We start from the raw sequence: 21013 nt of genomic DNA on the forward strand, positions 1-21013 counted from the left end.
CCACGCGTCCCGGCCTTCTCGCATGACGTCGTCGGGGGTAGGGGAAGGGGGCGGCGGTCGCCTAGAAGCCCAGCTGGTCCAGGAGGTCGTCCACCTGATCCTGGTCGGCCACCACGTCGTCCGCCTCGGGCTTGACCTGGGGCCCGTTGAGCAGGTCCTCGCGGCGCTTGGCATCGCTCTCGCGCTGGCCGTCGGCGCGGCGCTGCATGTCCTCGCGGGCCTCGCCCTTGGGCACGCTGTCGATCAGCACCTGCACCAGCTGATGCTCGATCTCGCGGATGACGTCCATCATCTTCTTGATCACCTGGCCGGTCAGGTCCTGGAAGTCCTGGGCCATCATGATCTCGAGCAGTTCCTTGTTGGTCGCCTGGGTGGCCTCGGGGACCCGGGCCAGGTAGCCGCGGGTGTCCTGGACCAGCTCGCGAGCCTCGTCGAGCTCCTTGGGCTCGGCGAACCACTCCGCCCAGCGGGCGTCCAGGGCCTCGGCCTCGCGGCTGAGGCGATCCTGCTCGGGCTGCGCCCGGTCGATGGCGTTCAGCGCGCGTTCCGCCGCCTGCTCGGTCATGGTCGCCACGTAGCTGAGGCGATCCCGGGCATCGGGGATGGCGTCGGCCGCCCGCTCGATCTCCTTGTCCAGCCCCAGCTCGCGCATGCTGTCCCGCAACATGCGGGTCAGGTGCCCGATGCGCTGGACCAGCTCGTCTCCGTTCGCCTGCTGCTCGCCAGGCTGCGTCTCGGTGCTCATCATCGCCTCTCCTGCTGGCCGGGCCCGCGGGCCCGGCGCGTGTCACATGCCCAGCTTCTCGAAGATCTTGTTGAGCTTCTCCTCGAGGGTCGCCGAGGTGAAGGGCTTGACCACGTAGCCGCTGGCCCCGGCCTGGGCGGCCGCGATGATGTTTTCCTTCTTGGCCTCCGCGGTGACCATCAGCACCGGCAGGTCCTTGAGCTCGTCGTCGGCACGGATCTGCTTGAGCATCTCCAGGCCGTCGAGGTTCGGCATGTTCCAGTCGGACACCACGAACTCGAAGCCGCCGCCCCTGAGCTTGCCGAGGGCGTCCTGGCCGTCCTCGGCCTCCTCGACGTTGGTGAAGCCCAGCTCCTTGAGCAGGCTGCGCACGATGCGGCGCATGGTCGGGAAGTCATCCACCACCAGGATGCTCATGTTCTTGTCCGCCATCGAATGTCCTCTTCTGTTAACGGTGTCTTGGCAAGGGGAGGCCGGCGGCGATGCCGCCGGCGAGTGTCAGAATTCTTCCCAGTCGTCCTCGGCCAGCGCCTCGGCGGGCTCGCGCCGGGCCGGCGCCGGCCGCGGCGACGCGGGTTCGGGGGCCGACGGCGAGGCCGGGGCCGAAGCGCCGCCGGTGGGCAGCGCCGCGGGCGCCGCGCCCGCCAGGCGGAAGGTCGCCATGGCGCGCTCCAGGCGGGTGGCCTGTTCCTCGAGCTCGGTGGCGGCGGTGGCGGCCTGCTGGACCAGGGAGGCGTTCTGCTGCGTCACCTGATCCATCTGGCCCACCGCCTGGCTGACCTGCTCGATGCCGTCGCTCTGCTCCTGGGAGGCCGCCGAGATCTCGTCCATGATATCGGTGACGCGGCGCACCGAGTTCACCACTTCCTCCATGGTCGAGCCGGCCTGCTCGACCAGCGCCGAGCCCTCCTGCACCTGGCTCACCGAGCCCTCGATCAGCGCCTTGATCTCCTTGGCCGCGTCCGCCGAGCGGCTGGCCAGCTGGCGCACCTCGCCGGCCACCACCGCGAAGCCGCGACCCTGCTCGCCGGCCCGGGCCGCCTCCACCGAGGCGTTGAGCGCCAGGATGTTGGTCTGGAAGGCGATCGAGTCGATGACCCCGGTGATGTCGGCGACCTTCTGGGAGCTGCCGGCGATGCCGTGCATGGTCTGCACGACCTGCTGGACCACCTCGCCGCCGCGCTCGGCGGTGTGGGTGGCCTCCTGGGCCAGGCCGTTGGCCTGACGGGCGTTGTCGGCGTTCTGGCGCACGGTGGCGGTAATCTGCTCCATGCTGGAGGCGGTCTCCTCCAGGGAGGCGGCCTGCTGCTCGGTGCGCGAGGACAGGTCGGCATTGCCGCTGGTGATCTCCCGGGCCCGGCCGTGGATGGCCTCGCTGCCCTCGCGCACGTCGCCGACGATGCCCGCCAGGCTGGCCTGCATGTCGCGCATGGCGGCGAACAGCTGGCCGATCTCGTTGCGGCTGAGCACCTTGATCTCGCCGGTGAGGTCGGCCTTGGCGATCCGCTCGAGGTTGATCACCGCCTGGCGCAGCGGCACCACCAGGATGCGGCGCAGGCCCAGGTAGAGCAGCACCATCATGGCCACCGCGACCGCCAGGATCGCCCCGCCGATCAGGCTGTAGCGGCTCTGGGTCGCCTGGTGTCCGGCCATCATCGTCTCGCCCCGGGCGTCGGCATAGCGCACGAACTCGGTGAGCGCCGCCTCCAGGGCCTGCTGGGGCTCGGCCATGCGCTGGCGCAGCTGGGCGAAGGCCTGGGTGTCGACCTCGTCGAGCAGGCCGTGGCCCTCGCGCACCAGCGCCAGCATCTCGCCGAAGCTCGTCTCCACCGCCTCGGCCATGGCGGCCCCCTCCCCCGCGGCCGGCACCGCGGCGAAGGCCTCGAAGCGGGCCTCGGCGCGATCCAGCTGGTCCTGGGCGGCCTCCAGGCTGGCATCCGCCTGGCTGGTGCGCCCCATCAGGAAATGCCCGGAGGCCGACTGCAGGTCGACCAGGGCCCCGGTCATCAGGGAGTCGGCGCGATTGATCTCGTTGAGCTGGTCGACGTTGATCCGGTCCAGGGTGGTCAGGGTCTCGCTGGCCGAGCGGCTGGCCATCCAGCCCAGGCTCGCGACCACCGCCAGGAACACCAGGAAGCACAGCAGCACCCCGTTGATCACCTGGCTGATGCGAAAGTTGCGTAACAGCTTGAGCATGCGATGGCTCCTCTAGCGATGGGATCTCAGACGCGCTGAGCGCGCCCCGAGGCGGCGACCAGCTTGAGCAGCCGCGGGGCGACCTCGTCCAGGGGCACGACCTCCGAGGCCGCGCCCAGGGCGATGGCCTCCCGCGGCATGCCGAAGACCACGCAGCTGGCCTCGTCCTGGGCCAGGGTCGGCGAGCCCGCCTGGCGCATCTCCAGCAGCCCGGCGGCGCCGTCCTTGCCCATGCCGGTGAGCAGCACGCCGATGGCGTTGCGGCCGGCCTGGGTCGCGGCGGAGTGGAAGAGCACGTCCACCGAGGGGCGATGCCGGTTGACCGGCGGCCCGGCGTCCAGCCGCGCCACGTAGTTGGCCCCGCTGCGCGCCAGCTTGAGGTGGGTATCCCCCGGGGCGATATAGGCGTGGCCGGGCAGGATGCGCTCGCCGTCGCTGGCCTCCTTGACCGAGATCTGGCAGCCGCGGTCGAGGCGCTCGGCGAAGGAGCGGGTGAAGCCGCCGGGCATGTGCTGGGTAATCAGGATCGCCGGACTATTGGGCGGCAGCGGCTCCAGCACGCTGCGGATCGCCTCGGTGCCGCCGGTGGAGGCGCCGATGATGATCAGCTTCTCGCTGGAGACCAGCGGCGCCTTCAGCGTCTGGGGCGCCGGCGTGGAACGCCGCGGCGCCTGCCGTGGCCGCGACCGGGCGGCGGCGCGCAGCTTGTCGGCGATCTCCTCGGCGTACGCCTGCATGCCGCTGCGGATGCCCAGCGACGGCTTGGCGACGAAGTCCAGGGCGCCGAGCTCCAGGGCCCTCAGGGTGACCTCGGAGCCGGACTGGGTCAGCGACGACACCATCAGCACCGGCATCGGCCGCAGCCGCATCAGCCGCTCCAGGAAGTCCAGGCCATCCATGCGCGGCATCTCGACGTCCAGGGTCAGGACGTCGGGGTTGTGCTTCTTGATCAGGTCCCGGGCCGCGATGGGGTCCGGCGCCACGGCCACGACCTCCATGTCGGGCTGGCTGTTGATGATCTCTGTCAGCAGGTCGCGTATCAGCGCCGAATCGTCGACGCACAGCACCTTGATCCTGGGTGCACTCAAGGGGCATCTCCTCTCCACAGTGGCAGGCGGCGGATGACACGCCACCCGTCGCCGGCCATCGCCAAGACTATCGGCCGGCCTGTCGGGTTCTTTAACCGGGGCTCAGCGCCGGGGCTGGCGCACGTAGACCGTCTGGCCGCGCAGCCGGAAGGCGTCGGTGGTATACGAAAAGTTCTCGGAATGGCCGGCGAACAGCAGGCCGTCGGGCTTGAGCAGCGGGGCGAAGCGCTCGAGGATCCGCGCCTGGGTGTCCTTGTCGAAGTAGATCATCACGTTGCGGCAGAAGATGGCATCGAAGGGCCCCTTGATCGACCAGGACGGCGCCAGCAGGTTGAGCGACTGGAAGTCGATCATCGCCTTGAGTTCCGGCCGCACCCGGGCCAGGCCCTCGTGGCGTCCCCGCCCGCGCTGGAAGAAGCGCTTGATGCGCGCCTCGTCGAGCTTGTGGATCTGCTCCATGGAATAGACCCCGGCGCGGGCCTTATCCAGGGCCTCGGTGTCGATGTCGGTGGCCACCACCTCGGCCTGCGAGGCGCGGGAGCCCAGCGCCTCGGTCAGCGTCATGGCGATCGAGTAGGGCTCCTCGCCGGTGGAGGCCGCCGCGCTCCATACCCGCACCGGGCCGGTCACGCCCTGGACGTGGCTGGCCAGCAGCGGGAAGTGGTGCGACTCGCGGAAGAAGGCCGTGAGGTTGGTGGTGAGCGCATTGGTGAAGGCCTCCCACTCCCGGGCGTCGGGCTGGCGCTCGAGCCGCGCCAGGTAGTCCGAGAAGCGCGTCATGCCGTGATGGCGCAGGCGCTTGGCCAGGCGGCTGTAGACCATCTCGCGCTTGTGCTCGGCGAGCACGATCCCGGCGCGCTGGTAGATCAGTTCGCGAATCCTGGCGAAGTCGGCATTGGTCAGCTCGAGATCGCGCTCGAGCTGTCCGCCGCTCGCCCAGCCGCCCGGTTCGGGCGTGAGCAGGTCCGTTGTCACCTTAGAATTCCTCCCATTCCTCGGCGGCCGAGGAGGCGGCCGGGGCGCGACGCTGCGGCACGCCGGCCTGCGCCTCGGCCTGGTCTCCCTCGGCCCGATCGTCCGCGGCGGGCAGCGACCGTTCGGCCCTGGCGGCGCGGCGCTCGGCGGGCGACGGCGCCCGCTCCATGCCGGCCCCGCGCAGGCGGAAGGCGGCCACGGCGCCGGCCAGCTCGCCGGCCTGCTGGTCCAGCTCCGCCGCGGCCCGGGCCGAGGCCTGCACCCGGGCGGCGTTCTGCTGAGTCACCTGGTCCATCTCCACCACGGCCTGGTTGATCTGGCCGATGCCGTTGCTCTGCTCCTCGGAGGCCGAGGTGATCTCGCCCATGATGTCGTTGACCCGGGTCGAGGCCTCGAGCACCTCGGCGAGCGACGCCTCGGCGCGCTTGACCAGCTCGGCGCCGCCCTCGATCTGGCGCGCGGAGCCGTCGATCAGCGCCTTGATCTCCTGGGCGGCGGACGCCGAGCGACTGGCCAGGTTGCGGACCTCCTCGGCCACCACGGCGAAGCCGCGGCCGTGCTCGCCGGCCCGGGCCGCCTCCACCGAGGCGTTGAGCGCCAGGATATTGGTCTGGAAGGCGATCGAGTCGATGGTGTCGATGATCTCGGTCATCTGCTTCGAGCCGTCGGTGATCTCGCCCATGGTGCCCACCAGCTGCTGCATCAGCTCGCCGGTCTCGGCGGTCTGGGTGGCGTTGTCCGAGGCCAGGCCGCTGGCCTGGCGGGCATTGTCGGAGTTGTGCTGCACCGTGGTGGTCATCTCCTCCATGCTGGAGGCGGTCTGCTGCAGCGAGGCCGCCTGCTGCTCGGTGCGCGAGGCCAGCTCCTCGTTGCCGGTGGCGATATCCCGCGCGGCCGGCGCGACCCGCTCGGCGCCGCGGCTGACGTCGCCGACGATGCTGCCGAGACTCTTGCGCATCAGCTCCAGGGCGCCGAGCATGCGGCCCACCTCGTCGCGACGACGCGGCGGGGCGCTGGCGCCCAGGTTGCCCGAGGCGATCTGCAGCGTGAAGCGCTCCGCGGCATGCAGGGGGCGCACCAGGGCCCGCAGCAGCAGGGTGCCCAGGCCGGCCAGGATCAGCAGCCCCGCCCCCAGCATGCCGGCCAGGGCCAGGGTCATGCGCCGCTGGGCCTGGCGGGCCTGGTCGGCCAGGGCGCCGGCGGCCTCCTGCTTGGCGGCGATCAGGTCATTGACCGACGCGGACAGCTCGCCGCCCCAGTCACGCATCTGCTTGGCGTGGGGCGGCAGCTCGGAGAACACCTTGAAGTTGTCCTCGGCGTTCATCAGCGACAGGGCCCGGTCGAGGCCGTCGCGGCGATAGTCGACCAGGCGCTCGCCGAAGGCATCGGCGTTGTCGCCCCGGTTGAGCTCGCGGTCGCTGTAGGCCGACCACAGCGTCTCGAGCCGGGCATCGGCCTCCTCGAGGGTGGCGACGACCTCCTCGCGCTGGTTGATCAGCTCGAAGGGCTCGCGGCTGGTCAGCGCCTGGTGGCTGCGGGTGACGACCTGGTCGATCTGCTGCAGCCTCGCCACGTCCTGGAGACCATCGCGGTTCAGGGCCTGGAGCCGTTCGCCGGCGGCCCCCAGGCCGAACAGCCCCAGCCCGCCGGCCATGGCCAGCAGCACCCCGGCCATCAGCACCATGGCCACCACCTTGGCGCGCATGCTGCGCAGGTTCAGGCGCCCCAACCGGCCGGCCAGGCCGCGACGCTCCAGGCGCCCCCGGTTGAGCGTATAGCCGCTCTTGCCGCCCTCGCGCATCCGCGCATAGACCGCCTCGGCCAGCTCGACGTCGGCGCGCTCCGGCTTGGTGCGCATCGAGGCGTGGCCCACCACCTCGCCGTCCTCGATGATCGGCGAGACGCTGGCGTCGACCCAGTAGTGATCGCCGTCCTTGCGGCGATTCTTGACCAGCCCCTGCCAGGTATCCCCGGCGGCCAGGGTGTCCCAGAGGTCCTGGAAGGCGGCCGGCGGCATGTCCGGATGGCGCACCAGGTTGTGGGGGGCGCCGATCAGCTCCTCCCGGGAGAACCCGCTGACCTCGACGAAGGCCGGGTTGGCATAGGTGATGCGCCCCTTGAGATCGGTGCGCGAGATCAGGAAATCGTCGTCGCCGAGCGCATATTCGCGCTGGGTGACCGGTTGGTTGTTTCGCATAGCTCGTCAGTTCCCCGCGACCCTCGGGAGCCGCTTGTCGTCGTTATGTCGGCCGTCCGGCACCGCACCCGCCGGCGCCGGACGGCATGGCCTCGTCAGAAGGATTCCCAGTCATCCTCCGCCGGATGGCTGTCGGCCGAGCGGGAGGCCGCCTGGGGCGCGCGGGACGCCGACGAGCTCGTCCCCTGGTCGGCGACCAGCGACGGCATCCAGCGGGCCAGGTCGCCGTCGCTGTCGGTGCGCGGCGCCAGGCGCGGCGCCTGCTCGCCCTCCTTGAGCCGGAAGCGGCTGGTGACCTCGCGCAGGCGGCCGGCCTCGGACTCCAGCTGGGTGGCCGCGCTGGCCGCCTGCTGGACCAGGGTGGCATTCTGCTGGGTGACCTGATCCATCTGGGTCACGGCGTCGTTGACCTGGGAGATGCCGTTGCTCTGCTCGGTGGAGGCGGCGGCGATCTCGTCCATGATGTCGCTGACCCGCTGCACCGAGTTGACGATCTCTTGCATGGTCTTGCCGGCGCGGTCGACCCGCGAGGAGCCGGTCTCCACCTGGCTCACCGAGGCCTCGATCAGGCCGCGGATCTCGCTGGCCGCATCGGCGCTGCGGGTCGCCAGGTTGCGGACCTCCTCGGCGACCACGGCGAAGCCGCGGCCGTGCTCGCCGGCCCGGGCCGCCTCCACCGAGGCGTTGAGCGCCAGGATGTTGGTCTGGAAGGCGATCGAGTCGATGGTGCCGATGATCTCGGCCACCCGATGCGAGCCCTGGCTGATCTCGTGCATGGTCGAGACCACCTCGCCGACCACCTCGCCGCCCTCCCGGGCGGTGCGGGTCGCCTCGGCGGCCAGCTGGCTGGCCTGCTGGGCATTCTCGGCGTTCTGGCCGACCGTGGACGACAGCTCCTCCATGCTGGAGGCGGTCTCCTGCAGCGAGGCGGCCTGCTCCTCGGTGCGCGACGACAGGTCGTTGTTGCCGCTGGCGATGCTCTGGGCGCCCTGGTAGATGGAGTCGCTGCTGACGCGCACGCTGCCCACCGTCTCGGCCAGCCCGCGCTGCATCTGGGCCAGCGAGCTGTAGAGGCGGCCGATCTCGTTGTTGCCGCGCTGGGGGATCTCCTCGGAGAGATCGCCCTGCTCCATGCGCTCGAAGTAGCCCACCAGGCGACCCAGCGGGCGGATGACGTTGACCGTCACGCCCCACAGCACGCCTATGATGGTCAGGGCGGCGATGATCAGGGCGGCGATCATCAGCGCCTTGAGCAGCCCGACCTGCTCGAAGAAGTCGGTGTACAGCGACGCGCCCTTCTGCTCGGCGGCACTGAAGAAGCTCACCTCGTGGTCATAGAAGGCGCGGGTGAGCCGCTCCACCGCGGGGGTCAGCTCGTTGAAGGCCTCGGCGCTGCCCTCGACCAGGGCCTCGCGCTGGGGCCGCAGGCCCTGGTTCATCAGCGCCGCGAAGCTCTCCTCGATGGGGGCGATCAGCGTCTCCTGCCCCGGCTGGCGCGGCAGGGCCAGGAACTCCTCGAAGGTGGCCTCCACCTGGTCGAGGGTCTCGTCCAGGGCCGCGGCCTCGGCCTGGACCTCCTCGCGCTCCTCGGGCCAGACGGCCTCGGCCAGGCGCGCATGCAGGTTGCGCATCTCGTTCTGGGCGAACAGCATCTCCGAGTTGGCCCGGTTGAGGGTGGACTGCTGATCCACGTTCACCTGGTTGAGGGTGCGCAGCGAGTCCTCGCTGTAGCGCACCGTATAGAGCCCCAGGCCGCTGAGCACCAGGATCAGGACGGCGAACACCGCCAGTACCAGGCTCCAGCTGACCCGAACGGTCATGTTGTCGAGAAGCTTCTTCACGACTGTCTCCCTCCTCTGGGGGACGGCGGCGAGCCGTCCCGGTAAACGAAACGGGTGGCCGTCATGGCTCGGCCGGCGCCGGGGCGCCGCGCGCCTCGGCGGGCAGGGCCGGCGCCGCGGCCGGGGCGTCCTCGTCGGCGGCGAGACGGAAGTGGGCGACCCGCTCGCGCAGGTGCCGGGTGCGGGTCACCAGCCGGCGGGCGGCATCCGCGCTGCTCTGCACCAGGCCGGCGTTCTCCTGGGTCATGCGATCCATCTGGGTGACGGCCACGCCCACCTGCTCGATGCCCTGACGCTGCTCGCGGGTGGCGTTGGAGATCTCGTCCATCAGCCCGCTGAGACGCTGGATGTCGCCGGCCATGCCGGCGATGATCCGGTCGGTCTCCTCGACCCGCCGGGTGCCCTCGACGACCTTGCCGTCGGCCCGCTCGATGAGCGCCTTGATCTCCTGGGTCGCCTCGGCCGAGCGGCTGGCCAGGTTGCGGACCTCCTCGGCCACCACCGCGAAGCCGCGACCGTGCTCCCCGGCCCGGGCCGCCTCCACCGAAGCGTTGAGCGCCAGGATGTTGGTCTGGAAGGCGATGGCATCGATGGTGTCGACGATCGACGTCATCTGGGTGGCGCTGTCGTTGATCTCGTTGATCGAGGTCACCACGGCCTTCATGGCCTCGCGGCCGTGCTCGGCGTGCCCCGCGGTCTCGACGGCGACCTCCCGGGCCTGGTCGGCATGCTCGGCGTTGTGGCTGACCGTGGTGGTGAGCTCCTCCATGCTGGAGGCGGTCTCGGCCAGCGCCGAGGCCTGCTGCTCGGTGCGGGTGGCGAGCTCGTCGTTGCCCTCGCCCAGGGCCTCCACCTCGCCGTTGACGGCGTCGGAGTCGCGGTGGATATCGCCGATGGTGGCGACCAGGGATTGGCGCATGCGCTCGATATCGAACAGCAGGCTGCGATCGTCGCCGCCGCGCAGCCGCACCTCCCGAGTCAGGTCGCCGTCGGCGATGGCCCGAACCGAGGCCGCCGCATAGCGGGGGTCGCCGCCCAGCGCCCGGGAGACGCCGCGGATCACCAGGCCCATCAGCAGGCTCACCGGCACGCCGATGATCAGCAGGGCCAGCAGGCTACGCACCAGCGAGCCGACGAAGGCGGCGTTGATGTCGTCGATGTAGACGCCGGTGCCGACGATCCAGCCCCAGGGCGCGAAGCGCTCGTGGTAGGACGACTTCGGCGAGGGCTCGCTGCCCTCCTCGTGGGGCCACAGGTAGGAGACGTAGCCGTCGTCGCCGGCCACGTCCTCGGCGAACTCGCGGAACAGGTAGCGATCCTCGACGTTCTGGAAGTCGCCGACATCGGTGCCGACCGCCAGCCGCGGGTGGCTGAGCAGCGCGAAGTCACCGTCGAAGACGTAGAGATAGCCGCGCCCCTGGTCGTACTGCATCCCCTTGATGATGGCGGCGGCCCGCTGCTTGGCGGTCTCCGTCTCGATGTCGCCGGCGGCGGCCCGCTCGGCCTGGCCCTCGATCACGCCCATGGCCAGGTGGACATAGTCCTGGAGGGCGCCGCGGCGCTCCTCGAGCATGGTCTGGCGGTTCTCCCAGGCGCCCCAGGCCACCATCAGCGCCATGGCCAGCCAGATGATGCCCAGAGAGCCCCACAGTTGTTGTGTCGTTGTCAGTCGGCGCACGTGTCACCTCGATTCGGGTCGTTGTCGGCAGCGCCTTCCCAGGACCGCGAGCGGGCCGAGCCTGACGCGCGACACGCCCGTCGCTCCCCTGCCCCGCCCCTGGCGTGGCGCTCTTGTTGTCGGATGGCCGGCCTTACTCGCTGACGGTATCGACCAGGGCCATTTCCTCGCTGGTCAGCAGCTTGTCGATGTCGACCAGCACCAGCATGCGGTCCTCGAGGCTGCCCAGGCCGCTCAGGTAGTCGGAAGACAGGGTCACGCCGAACTCCGGCGCGGGCTTGATCTGCTCCGGGGTCAGGGTCATGACGTCGGAGACGCCGTCGACCACGATGCCGACGATGCGCTCGCCGACATTGAGCACGATGACCACCGTCTGGCCGCCGTACTCGACCTTGTCCAGGCGGAACTTGATGCGCAGGTCGACGATCGGCACGATCACGCCGCGCAGGTTGGTCACGCCCTTGATGAAGTCCGGCGCGTTGGCGATGCGGGTGACGTTCTCGTAGCCGCGGATCTCCTGCACCTTGAGGATGTCGATGGCGTATTCCTCGTCGCCCAGCGAGAACACCAGGAACTCGCGGTTCTGCTCTTCGGTGGCGGCCAGGGCGGCATCGGGAGTCTGGGTGGTCATGACGGCTCTACCTCCTTGCGGGTAAGGGTCGTGGGGGCGGCGTGCTCGACACGCCGGGCTTCCTTCTTGGCACGGTTGAGGCGGTGCAGGTCGGTGATGTCGAGGATCAGGGCCACGCTGCCGTCGCCCAGGATGGTGGCCGCCGAGACGCCCGGCACCTTGCGATAGTTGGTCTCCAGGTTCTTCACCACCACCTGCTGCTGGCCGACCAGCTCGTCGACCAGCAGGGCATAGCGGCGCCCCTCGCCCTGGACGATCACCGCGATCGTCTCGTCGAGTTCGGTCCGGGCCCCGGCCACGTCCAGCGCCTCGTGGACCGGCACCACCGGCAGGTACTCGTCGCGCACCTTGAGCACCACGTCGTCGCCGGCCATGGCGTAGATGTCCTCCTTGGCGGGCTGCAGCGACTCCAGCACCGCGGACAGCGGCAGGATGAAGACCTCGTCGCCGACCTTGATCGACATGCCGTCGAGGATCGCCAGGGTCAGCGGCAGCACGATGCGAATGGTGGTGCCCTCGCCGGGCGTGGACATGATCTGGACATTGCCGCCCATGGCCTGGATGTTGCGCTTGACCACGTCCATCCCCACGCCACGGCCGGAGACGTCGCTGACCTCCTGGGCGGTGGAGAAGCCGGGGGCGAAGATCAGCTGCCAGACCTCGTCGTCGCTCATGCTGTCGGAGACGTTGAGCTCGCTTTCCCGCGCCTTGGCGAGGATCTTCTCGCGGCTCAGCCCGCCGCCGTCATCGATGACCTCGATGAGGATGTTGCCGCCCTGGTGCTTGGCCGACAGGGTCAGCTTGCCGGTGCGCGGCTTGCCGGCCGCCTCGCGGGCCTCGGGCGACTCGATGCCGTGATCCAGGCTGTTGCGCACCAGGTGGGTGAGCGGATCGATGATGCGTTCGGTGAGGCTCTTGTCGAGCTCGGTGGCCGCCCCCTCGGTGACCAGCTCGATCTCCTTGCCGAGCTTGCCGGCGGTCTCGCGGACCACGCGCGGGAAGCGGCTGAACACGAAGTCCATGGGGATCATGCGCACCGACATCACCGCTTCCTGGAGGTCGCGGGCGTTGCGCTGCAGCAGGTTCATGCCGTTGTGCAGGCCGCTGTGGTTGACGTTGTCGAGCTCGCTGACGGTCTGGTCGAGCATCGACTGAGTGATGATCAGCTCGCCGACCAGGTTGATGATCTGGTCGACCTTCTCCACGGATACCCGGATGGAGCTCGATTCGCCGCCGGCCTTGGCCTTCTTGGCCTTGGGCTTGGCCTTGTCGCGGGCGGGCTTGTCGTCGGCCGCCTTGGACTTGGACGCGTCGCTAGCAGGCTTGTCGTCGGCCGCCTTGGGCTTGGACTCGTCGCGGGCAGGCTTGTCATCGCCCGCCTTGGGCTCGGCGTCGGCCCGGGGCTCGGCGGGCTCGGCCTGCGGGGCGGCAGGGGCCGGTGCACGGTCCGCGGCCTCGGCCGGCTCGATGCGCAGCTGCTCGGGCTCGACGATGAAGCCCATCACCGCCTCGATGTCCTCGACGCCCACCGCGGTGGCGAGGGTCACCCGATAGCAGGCCGCATCGCCCTCCCGGGCCTCGATCTCGCCGAGCTGCTCGAGCTCCTCCACCAGCAGGCCGCGGTCCTTGTCGCCGACGTCGAGCAGCGATACCGTCAGCCGGGTCTCGCCGGCCGGCGCGGCGGCTTCGTCCGCCCGCTCGATGCGCAGCTGCTCGGGCTCGATGATGAAGCACATCACCGCCTCGATGTCCTCGGCGCCCACCGCAGTGGTGAGGGTCACGCGATAGCAGGCCGCGTCGCCTTCCCGGGCCTCGATCTCGCCGAGCTGCTCGAGTTCCTCCACCAGCAGGTCGCGGTCCTTGTCGCCGACGTCGAGCAGCGACACCGTCAGCCGGGCGCCGCCCTCGGCGGTTGCCTCCTCCGCCGCGGCGGGCTCGGGGGCCGGCTGCGGCTCGGGCTCGGCCGGGGCCTCGGCGGCCGGCGCGGGCTGCCCCGGCAGGTCGCCGGCGGCCTCCAGCCCCTGGCCGATCTCCTCCAGCGCCAGCCGCTGCAGCGTCTGGCAGATACGCGCGAAGGCCTCCTCGTCGGGGTCCTCGCCGTTGCGGTAGGCATCGAGCTGGTCGTGGAGCATGTCCTTGGTTTCCAGAAAGGTGTCGACGATGTCCCGGCGCAGGGTCAGCTCGCCCTGACGGGTGTGATCCAGGAGGTTCTCGAAGAGGTGCGTGGTCTTCTGCAGCACGTCGAAGCCGAAGGTCCCGGCCCCGCCCTTGATCGAGTGCGCCGCCCGGAAGATGGCGTTGAGCTGCTCGGCGTCCGGATCGTCGACGTCGAGTTCGAGGAGGTGGCGCTCCATGTCGGCCAGCAGTTCCTCGGCCTCCTCGAAAAAGGTGTCATAGAAATCCGTGATATCCATGCGTTTCCCCACCCAGGAAGTGTGATGCCCCTCAGGGCGATGATGCCGGCCCCAGGGCCTCGTGCAGTTGGTCGTTGAAACGCTCCAGCGGCGTGGTCGGCGCCGCCTCGCGGCCGCCGCCGCCCAGCGTCGAGGGCAGCCCGATGCCGTCGACCACCCGCGGCGAGCGGATGCGCTCGGCCACCGACTCGAACAGCACCAGCAGCTCGATGCGGCGATTGATCGGGTCGCTGGCCTCGGTGTCGGGCATCGACACCTGGTCGGCGAAGCCCGCGACCCGCAGCAGCTTGCCGGCATCCAGGCCGCCGGCGACCAGCTCGCGGCGCGAGGCATTGGCCCGGTCGGAGGACAGCTCCCAGTTGCTGTAGCCGCGATAGCCGTTGAGGTAGGCCAGGCTGTCGGTGTGGCCGCTGATGCTCAGGTGGTTGGGCAACTCGTTGAGCAGCGGCGCGATCAGCCGCAGCAGGTCGCGCATGTAGGGCGCCACCTGGTCGCTGCCCAGCTCGAACATCGGCCGCTGCTCGGTGTCCAGCAGCTGGATGCGCAGCCCCTCCGGGGTCATGTCGAAGCGCAGCTGGTCGCGCAGTTCCTTGAGGTCCGGATCGGCCTCGATCGCCGACTCGATGCGCTCCTGAAGGTCGCGGAAGGCGCGCCGCTGGCGTTCGCTGGGCCGGGTCCGCTGGCGCAGGTCGATGCGCGCCCGCTCGCCCTCCTTGTAGACCGGATCGGGGCCGCCCCCGGGAATGACGTTCTCGCTGACCGCCGCGCTGTCACCGCTGGTGATGGCCGCCACCAGCGGCGTGCTGAAGTAGTCGGCGACCCCTTCGCGCTGCTCGGGGCTGGACGTCGAGAGGATCCACATGACCAGGAACAGCGCCATCAGAGCGGTCATGAAGTCCGCCAGGGCGATCTTCCAGCTGCCGCCGTGATGGGCCTGGACGACCTTCTTGCGGCGGATGATGATCGGGCGGCGGTTGTCTCCCTGGCTCATGCGCTCCCCGCACCCGCCTTGGATTCACGCACGTAGTCCTCGAGCTCGCTGAAGCCGGGGCGCTCGGCGCTGTGCAGCGCCTTGCGGCCGAATTCCACGGCCAGCTGAGGGGCGTAGCCGTGCAGGCTGGCCAGCAGGGTCACCCGCATGCACTGCAGCACCTTCTCGGCCTCCTTGGCCTGGCGCTCGATGCGACTGGACAGCGGCATGATGAAGCCGTAGCCCAGCAGGATGCCCAGGAAGGTCCCCACCAGGGCGTGGGCGATCATCACGCCCATCTGGTCGGGATCCGCCGCGGAGGAGCTCAAGGCCTTCACCACCCCCATCACCGCGGCGACGATGCCGAAGGCCGGCATGGCGTCGCCCACCTTGTGGATGGCATCGGCCGGGATATGCACCTCCTGCTCGAAGGCCTCGATCTCGTGCAGCATCAGCTCGTCGAGCTCCATGGGATCCATGCTGCCGCTGACCATCAGGCGCAGGTAGTCGGTCAGGAAGGTCATGATCATGGGATCGGCCAGCACCTTGGGGTGCTCGTTGAACAGGGCGCTGTCCTGGGGATTGTCGATGTCGCGCTCGATGCCCAGCATGCCGTCGCGGCGAATCTTGGCCAGGATCTTGTACTGCAGCGCCATCAGCTCCATGTACAGCGCCTTGTCGTACTTCTTGGAGCGACGCAGGCGCGGCAGGATGCGGAAGGTGGCCTTGAGGGCCTTGCCGTTGTTGGACGCGACGAAGGCGCCGATGCCCGCCCCGCCGATCATCAGCAGCTCGGTGGGCTGGAAGAGCGGCCCGAGGCTGCCGCCGGCGAGCACGAAGCCGCCGAAGACGGAAAGCAGAACGACCAGGTAACCAATGGGAATCAGCACGACCGATATCCTTCGCCGAAACGTGAATGATGCGACTAGGACAGGGTATCGGCCGGTGCCACGGCGGACTTGAGGGACGGCGGGAGAAAAATGGTTCTTCGCAGATCAGCGTGAAGTCGCTGCACGGCTCAGCTTGGCATGGTGGGTGTGCTCTTCGTGGGAGCGATCTTCAGATCGCGATCCGCCGCGCAGCGGCGGCGATAGAGGCACCGCTGTAGGATCTCCCCCGGGCGCCTATCGGCGCCTTTCGCCCAATGAATTGAGCTCCCACGATGACCTGCGCGATGACTCTGTCCCGCTGATAGGGCGCTTCGCGGGAGATTCTATGTTGCCCGCCCGGCCTTGAGGGGCGCTGAAGCGCCGAACCGAGTGCCCCCACAGTGGTATTCACGCCAAGCTGCGAAGAACCAGAACAATGCCGCCGGGCGGGGCTCCCCGCCCGGCGAGCGCTCAGGCGTGGCGGGCCGCCCGAGGGGCCGAGGGCGCGGCGGCCTCGGCGCGACGCTTGCGGGTCTTGCCGGCCCGGGAGGGGGGCTGGCAGATGCCGCACACGTAATCGTGGGTCGGGCTGTGGGCGTGGGCCACGAAGTGTCCGTGGCAGCGACCGCACTCGGACAGCTGGAGCTGGTCGCTCTCGAAGAAGCGCACCAGGGTCCAGGCCCGGGTCAGCCCCAGCACGGCCTCGGCATCGTCGATCGCCACCTGCTCGAGGTACAGCCGGTAGGCCTTGATGAAGGCCTCCATGCGCGCGCAGCCATGATCCTCGCCCAGCCGCCGGTAGATGTTATAGAACAGCGAGGAGTGGATGTTGGGCATCCAGGTGATGAACCAGTCGGTGGAGAAGGGGAGCATCCCCTTGGGCGGCGACATGCCGCGCACTTCCTTGAACAGCCGGATCAGGCGAGCCCGACTGAGATCGGTTTCGGTCTCGAGCACCTGGAGGCGGGCCCCCAGCTCGATCAGTTCGATGGCGAGCTGTACCTGTTCCAGCTCGTCCAGCAGGCTCTTAGCCGACATGTCCGCCCCCTTCCGAGAGCATGGAGCGGGACGCCATCAGCAGCGAGGCATGGAAGTGCCCCAGCCCCTGATCGCGAGGGTTGTCGGCCACCTGCCGCAATTGATCGACGCTCTCGCCGCCGAAGTGGCAGAGCAGCTGGTTGGTGTTGGCCAGTCGCGCCAGCTGGCGAGCATCGAGCGAGGCCAGCAGCTCGGCCATCTCCTCGTCGATCTTGAGCCGGAACATGGCCTCGGCCCGGTCGGCGCCGAGCAGGCGCTGGGCGAGCAGAAGATAGGCGAGATTCAGTTCCCGAATCTCGTCGACGTGCGGATTGGTTTGCATAATTCCCTGCTTTTATTCGCTTGTTTCCACGGCACGATCTTGATGTCGCGCTCGTCGGCCCCCTCATGGCCCGAACAGCACAGCATGAGGGCGCTTTTTTACGGTTTCATAACATACAATACACAACATGAGGCGCCACAGTCCTGCGCTGTCAACGCTCTAGCACTTGACCTGCGTCAATTTTATGAAATTGCTCTAGTGACAATGCCATAAAGCGTGCATCAGACTTTCGCCTTATAAAGCCTAACGCATCGCGCGCAGATCGACTTACATATCTGCGCCCTAGGAGGGCGGCCCCGCCATTTCGCGCACCCACACCAGCAGCTCGGCGATCACCTGGTAGAGCCTGGGCGGAATCTCCTCGTCCAGGTCGAGCTGCATCAGCAGCCCCACCAGCTCGGGGGCATCGTGCACATAGACGCCTTCGCGTCGGGCCTCCTCGAGGATGCGCTCGGCCAGCTCGCCGTAACCCTGGGCGACCACCCGCGGCGCCCCCTCGCCGTCCCGGTAGGCCAGGGCCACGGCCTGGCGGCGGCCTTCGCCCTCCCGCCGGCTCATGCCCCCTCCCCCGGTAGCCCCTCGAGGCTCAGCCGCACGTCATCGAAGCCGTGGGCGGCCAGGCGATGACGCAGCGGCTCGAGGCCGCCCTCGAGCCGGGCCAGCGCCGCCTCCCGGGCCCGCAGCTCGATATCCAGGCGCGCCTCGCGCATGCGCAGCGAGGCCTTCAACGGGCCGATGCCCGCCACCTCGAGCTCCAGGTCGGAGCGCCACTCGGGGGACGCCTCGTCCCGCGACTCCTCCGAGGCCTGCCCCTCGCCGCCCTGCCCCTCGCGCCGCCCCTGGGGCAGCTGGATCACCAGCGCCATGAAGAGCCCGGACCACACATCGCCCTCCCAGCGCAGGCTGGGCGTGGCCAGCATCTCCAGCTGGTGACGCACCAGGTGCTGCAGGCTCTCGTGGACGGTCTCGCGCCCGCCGGGACGGGGCGCCTCCAGGCCCGCCTCGAGGGATCGGGCCCGCGCCGCCTCGGGGGGAGCGGCATCGCGGGCGGCCGGCGAGGGCAGGCTCGTCGCGGCCTCGCGACCGCCGGGTGCAGGCGCGCCGGGCGCGGTCGGCGACACGCCCTGGGGCGCGGGCGACGCCCCGGCGGAAGCCCCCGGCGCGGAGGCCGCGCGAGCCGCGGCCGGCGGCATGCCCTCGCCCCGGGGATGGATGGCCTGGGGCAGGAAGGGCACCGGCGGCGTCGCGGCCTGGACCCGGGCGGCGACCGAGGCCGTCGAGGCCGAACCCGACGCCGAGCCCGTAGAGGTCGCGGCGGCGGTGAGCGGCGTGAAATGCAGGGTACGCAGCATCTGCGGTTCGCGATGCAGCTGCTGGCGGGGCAGCTCGCCCTTGAACCAGCGCGCCAGATGCGCCTCGTAGAAGAGCCCGCTGTCGCGGATGCTGGCCTGCAGGTGCTGGGCCAGCTGGTCGGGAGACGCCGCCTGGCCCGGCGCCACCAGGGGCGCCGCCGGCGAGACCGCCGAGGGCGGCGCGGGGAAGCGTCCCAGCAGGTCGGCGATGGTCCGCGCCGAAGCGCTGAGGTGCGTCAGCGCCGAGGAAGGCGGCGCGCCGGCCGGCGACGCCGGCGCGCTACCGCCCGGGGCCCGCTGGCGGGCCACCTCGCCGGCGGAGGGCGCCGGCGCCCGGGCATCGAGGCGCGAGTCGCTGTGCACGGCTCGGGGCGCCTCGGCCGGGGCGGTGGGCTTGATCGGCTGATTGAGGGGCTTGGGCAGGGGCACGTCGACCCGCTTGCCCAGCACCTGGTGCAGGAGGGTGTCGATCAGGGGCGTGATGCCGCTCACGGCTCGCCCCGGGCGAAACGGCCGGCGGCGCCGAGGACCCGGCCGCCGCCTCCGCCGTAGGCACGCTGCAGGTCCCGCTGGCGCTGCGAGGTGCCCAGCAGCTCGCCCAACTCGTCGCGCCGGCGCTCCAGATGACGGCGAATCTCGAGGTCGTTCTCGAGGATCCCCTCGAGCAGCTCGGCCTTGCGCACCTGTGCCTCGCGCGAGAGCGCCTGGATGGCGTCCCGCTCGGCCAGGCGCTCGACGCGCTGGACGTAGTCGGCCTCCAGCTCGACCAGCGCCGCCCAGTCGGCCTCCCGGGCCAGGGCCAGCATGCGCTCGCTGCATTCCAGCAGCGCCCGATAGCCGGCGATCACGGCATCCTGGGCGGCCTCGTCGGCGTCACCGGCCTCGGTCATCTCAGCCTCCGGTGGCCTGAGCCTGGGGCGCGATCTCGCGCCAGGCCGAGGCGATATCGCTCAGCAACCGCTCGGCCTCGTCGAGCCTCTCCACGTCATCATGACGGTTGGCGGCCAGCAGCTGACGACCGATATAGTCGTACAGCATGTCCAGGCGCTCGGCGATCTCGCCGCCGCGCTCGGCGTCGAGCGCCGCCTGCAACCCGTTGGTGACGATTTCCAGGGCCTTGGAGATGGCCTTCCCCTTCTCGGACCGATTGCCGTCCTGCAGGTGGATACGCGCCTTGCGGATCGACGCCAGCGCGCCGTCGAACAGCATGACGATCAACTGGTGGGGGCTGGCGGACATCACGCCGCTCTCGACTCCCACCTTGGCATAGGCACCGGCACCGCGCCCGTAGGCCGCCGCACCTCGCATGGCTGTCATGTTATCTCGCCTCCTTTGTCACGCCGTGCATCACTGACCCAGCATGGAAGACAGGCCACTGAGCTGACTACTCAGGTAACTGCTCGTCTGGTTCATTTGCGCCACCATGGTGTCCATCTGGGCGAACTGCTCCCGATACCGCGCCACGGTCGCCTCGATGGTCCGCTCGGTACGGTCATAGCGATCCTGAAGGCGATCGATGCTGTCCTGGGCGCCACCGGTGGCACTATCGATCAGGCCGTCGGTCTGCAGCATCTGGTCGAGCCCGTCATCCAGCTTGCCGGCCAGCCCCCCTCCGTAACTCTCACCGGCGAAGAACTCGGAGAGCCCGCCAGGATCCGATGCCAGCACCGTATCCAGCTTGTCATCGTCGATTTCCAGCGTGCCATCGGTCTGGATATCGATCCCGACCTCGAACAACTGCTCGTAGGTCCCGCCCTCGCCACTCATGGCCTCGCTGAGGACATCGCGAAGCCGCGATTCCACGGTACGCAGGGTAGAGTCACCGAGCAGCTGGCCGGCGTCTTCATCCTCGCCATTGTAGGCCGACAGGTCATCGATGGTGCCCTTGAGGCTGTTATAGGCATCGACGAATTCGGTAATGCCTTCCTTGATCGACTCCTCGTCGCGGGTCACCGCCACGGTCGAGCTGCCGGTCTCGGTAAGCTCCAGGGTCACGCCCTGAATGGCCTCCTCGACTCGATTGCTCTGGCTGGCGATATCGATGCCATTGACCGATAGCGAAGCGTTCTGGGCCGCCTGCTCGGTCGTGGCGTCCAGGGTCAGGGAGGACACCCCGTTCTGGAAATCCACCGAGCCGATGGCCGCATCGGTACCGGTCTTGTCGGAGGCCAAGGACAGGCGATAGCTGGAGCCGTCGTTGACGATGGAGGCGGTCACCCCGATGTCCTGATCGTTGATGGCATTGCGGATATCGGCCAGGGAGCTCTGATCGCTGATCGCGACATCCGCCGTGGAGCCGTCACCGAACGCGAAGCTGATATTGCCATCCCCCGACGCCAAGGGGTCGGTCTTGCTGGCGACCCCGTCGGTGGCGATGCTGTAGGCTTCCGCCAGCTGAGTGACATCCACCGAATAGCTGCCGGGCGCCGCATCGGTCGTCGCGGATGCCGTCACGCTGGAGCCCGTCACCTCGGCGGTGACGCTGGCGAAGAAGTCGCGATCACCGATCTTGCTCACCGCGTCCTGAAAATCCGAGAGACCGCTTTCGAGCTTGCCATACGCCGAAAGGGTCGCCTCATAGCTCTTCTGCTGTTGAACGATCGGCACCAACTGTTGCCGCTCGGCGCTCTTCAGCTGGTCGAGCAGCCCGTTGAGGTCCATTCCCGAACCGATACCCAGAGATGAAATCGAGGCCAT

The 21013-nt window shown here is 69.5% G+C and carries 19 protein-coding genes; all 19 read right to left on the reverse strand.

Annotated elements, in window-relative coordinates:
- Nucleotides 1-61: 61 nt before the first annotated feature.
- Entirely contained in the window at nt 62-745 is a 684-nt protein-coding gene (gene cheZ / locus QC818_RS08910; RefSeq protein ID WP_374710073.1) for a protein phosphatase CheZ, read from the reverse strand.
- Between the two features lie 42 nt (nt 746-787).
- Complete coding sequence (cheY, locus tag QC818_RS08915; RefSeq protein ID WP_309652498.1) at nt 788-1177, reverse strand: chemotaxis response regulator CheY; 390 nt, start codon at nt 1175-1177, stop codon at nt 788-790.
- A 66-nt stretch (nt 1178-1243) separates the two neighbouring features.
- Nucleotides 1244-2941, reverse strand: coding sequence for a methyl-accepting chemotaxis protein (locus QC818_RS08920; RefSeq protein ID WP_309652499.1), 1698 nt, complete (start codon nt 2939-2941; stop codon nt 1244-1246).
- 26 nt (nt 2942-2967) lie between these two features.
- Nucleotides 2968-4029: a protein-glutamate methylesterase/protein-glutamine glutaminase gene (locus tag QC818_RS08925; RefSeq protein WP_309652500.1), complete on the reverse strand. Its 1062-nt coding sequence runs from the start codon at nt 4027-4029 to the stop codon at nt 2968-2970.
- 102 nt (nt 4030-4131) lie between these two features.
- The gene (locus QC818_RS08930; protein WP_309652501.1) at nt 4132-5004 is read right to left on the reverse strand and encodes a CheR family methyltransferase; all 873 of its coding nucleotides are present in this window, start codon (nt 5002-5004) and stop codon (nt 4132-4134) included.
- A 1-nt stretch (nt 5005) separates the two neighbouring features.
- Nucleotides 5006-7201 (reverse strand): methyl-accepting chemotaxis protein, encoded by a 2196-nt coding sequence (locus QC818_RS08935; RefSeq protein WP_309652502.1) that lies wholly within the window; start codon nt 7199-7201, stop codon nt 5006-5008.
- Between the two features lie 95 nt (nt 7202-7296).
- Nucleotides 7297-9042 (reverse strand): methyl-accepting chemotaxis protein, encoded by a 1746-nt coding sequence (locus QC818_RS08940; RefSeq protein ID WP_309652503.1) that lies wholly within the window; start codon nt 9040-9042, stop codon nt 7297-7299.
- 61 nt (nt 9043-9103) lie between these two features.
- Nucleotides 9104-10720, reverse strand: a complete 1617-nt coding sequence (locus QC818_RS08945; protein ID WP_309652504.1) for a methyl-accepting chemotaxis protein — start codon at nt 10718-10720, stop codon at nt 9104-9106.
- Between the two features lie 133 nt (nt 10721-10853).
- Complete coding sequence (cheW, locus tag QC818_RS08950; RefSeq protein WP_309652505.1) at nt 10854-11351, reverse strand: chemotaxis protein CheW; 498 nt, start codon at nt 11349-11351, stop codon at nt 10854-10856.
- Complete coding sequence (locus QC818_RS08955) at nt 11348-13765, reverse strand: chemotaxis protein CheW (RefSeq protein WP_309652506.1); 2418 nt, start codon at nt 13763-13765, stop codon at nt 11348-11350. Before QC818_RS08955 ends, cheW begins: the two co-directional genes overlap by 4 nt.
- 31 nt (nt 13766-13796) lie before the next feature.
- On the reverse strand, nt 13797-14756 hold the full coding sequence (gene motB / locus QC818_RS08960; RefSeq protein ID WP_309652507.1) for a flagellar motor protein MotB: 960 nt from the start codon (nt 14754-14756) through the stop codon (nt 13797-13799).
- The gene (gene motA / locus QC818_RS08965; RefSeq protein WP_309652508.1) at nt 14753-15625 is read right to left on the reverse strand and encodes a flagellar motor stator protein MotA; all 873 of its coding nucleotides are present in this window, start codon (nt 15623-15625) and stop codon (nt 14753-14755) included. Before motA ends, motB begins: the two co-directional genes overlap by 4 nt.
- A 450-nt stretch (nt 15626-16075) precedes the next feature.
- On the reverse strand, nt 16076-16642 hold the full coding sequence (gene flhC, locus QC818_RS08970; protein ID WP_309652509.1) for a flagellar transcriptional regulator FlhC: 567 nt from the start codon (nt 16640-16642) through the stop codon (nt 16076-16078).
- Nucleotides 16632-16964, reverse strand: a complete 333-nt coding sequence (flhD, locus tag QC818_RS08975; RefSeq protein ID WP_309652510.1) for a flagellar transcriptional regulator FlhD — start codon at nt 16962-16964, stop codon at nt 16632-16634. Before flhD ends, flhC begins: the two co-directional genes overlap by 11 nt.
- A 282-nt stretch (nt 16965-17246) precedes the next feature.
- Nucleotides 17247-17522, reverse strand: coding sequence for an EscU/YscU/HrcU family type III secretion system export apparatus switch protein (locus QC818_RS08980; RefSeq protein ID WP_309652511.1), 276 nt, complete (start codon nt 17520-17522; stop codon nt 17247-17249).
- Nucleotides 17519-18808: a flagellar hook-length control protein FliK gene (fliK, locus tag QC818_RS08985; RefSeq protein WP_309652512.1), complete on the reverse strand. Its 1290-nt coding sequence runs from the start codon at nt 18806-18808 to the stop codon at nt 17519-17521. The genes QC818_RS08980 and fliK overlap by 4 nt, the downstream gene beginning before the upstream one ends.
- The gene (fliT, locus tag QC818_RS08990; RefSeq protein WP_309652513.1) at nt 18805-19206 is read right to left on the reverse strand and encodes a flagellar protein FliT; all 402 of its coding nucleotides are present in this window, start codon (nt 19204-19206) and stop codon (nt 18805-18807) included. Before fliT ends, fliK begins: the two co-directional genes overlap by 4 nt.
- 1 nt (nt 19207) lies before the next feature.
- Nucleotides 19208-19633, reverse strand: coding sequence for a flagellar export chaperone FliS (gene fliS / locus QC818_RS08995; protein ID WP_309652514.1), 426 nt, complete (start codon nt 19631-19633; stop codon nt 19208-19210).
- A 30-nt stretch (nt 19634-19663) separates the two neighbouring features.
- Nucleotides 19664-21013 carry a flagellar filament capping protein FliD gene (gene fliD, locus QC818_RS09000; protein ID WP_309652515.1) on the reverse strand — a complete coding sequence of 450 codons (1350 nt, stop codon included), beginning with the start codon at nt 21011-21013 and terminating at the stop codon, nt 19664-19666.

Origin of the sequence: Halomonas koreensis (assembly GCF_031451675.1) — a bacterium.
Classification (GTDB): Bacteria; Pseudomonadota; Gammaproteobacteria; order Pseudomonadales; family Halomonadaceae; genus Halomonas; species Halomonas koreensis.

Bases quoted from the DNA above. Each gene is read 5' to 3' on its own strand.
- QC818_RS08935 (WP_309652502.1), bottom strand. From the start codon at position 7,201: ATGCGAAACAACCAACCGGTCACCCAGCGCGAATATGCGCTCGGCGAC.
- QC818_RS08920 (WP_309652499.1), bottom strand. From the start codon at position 2,941: ATGCTCAAGCTGTTACGCAACTTTCGCATCAGCCAGGTGATCAACGGG.
- flhD (WP_309652510.1), bottom strand. From the start codon at position 16,964: ATGCAAACCAATCCGCACGTCGACGAGATTCGGGAACTGAATCTCGCC.
- cheZ (WP_374710073.1), bottom strand. From the start codon at position 745: ATGAGCACCGAGACGCAGCCTGGCGAGCAGCAGGCGAACGGAGACGAG.
- QC818_RS08980 (WP_309652511.1), bottom strand. From the start codon at position 17,522: ATGAGCCGGCGGGAGGGCGAAGGCCGCCGCCAGGCCGTGGCCCTGGCC.
- cheY (WP_309652498.1), bottom strand. From the start codon at position 1,177: ATGGCGGACAAGAACATGAGCATCCTGGTGGTGGATGACTTCCCGACC.
- motB (WP_309652507.1), bottom strand. From the start codon at position 14,756: ATGAGCCAGGGAGACAACCGCCGCCCGATCATCATCCGCCGCAAGAAG.
- fliD (WP_309652515.1), bottom strand. From the start codon at position 21,013: ATGGCCTCGATTTCATCTCTGGGTATCGGTTCGGGAATGGACCTCAAC.
- fliS (WP_309652514.1), bottom strand. From the start codon at position 19,633: ATGACAGCCATGCGAGGTGCGGCGGCCTACGGGCGCGGTGCCGGTGCC.
- cheW (WP_309652505.1), bottom strand. From the start codon at position 11,351: ATGACCACCCAGACTCCCGATGCCGCCCTGGCCGCCACCGAAGAGCAG.
- QC818_RS08955 (WP_309652506.1), bottom strand. From the start codon at position 13,765: ATGGATATCACGGATTTCTATGACACCTTTTTCGAGGAGGCCGAGGAA.
- flhC (WP_309652509.1), bottom strand. From the start codon at position 16,642: ATGTCGGCTAAGAGCCTGCTGGACGAGCTGGAACAGGTACAGCTCGCC.
- fliT (WP_309652513.1), bottom strand. From the start codon at position 19,206: ATGACCGAGGCCGGTGACGCCGACGAGGCCGCCCAGGATGCCGTGATC.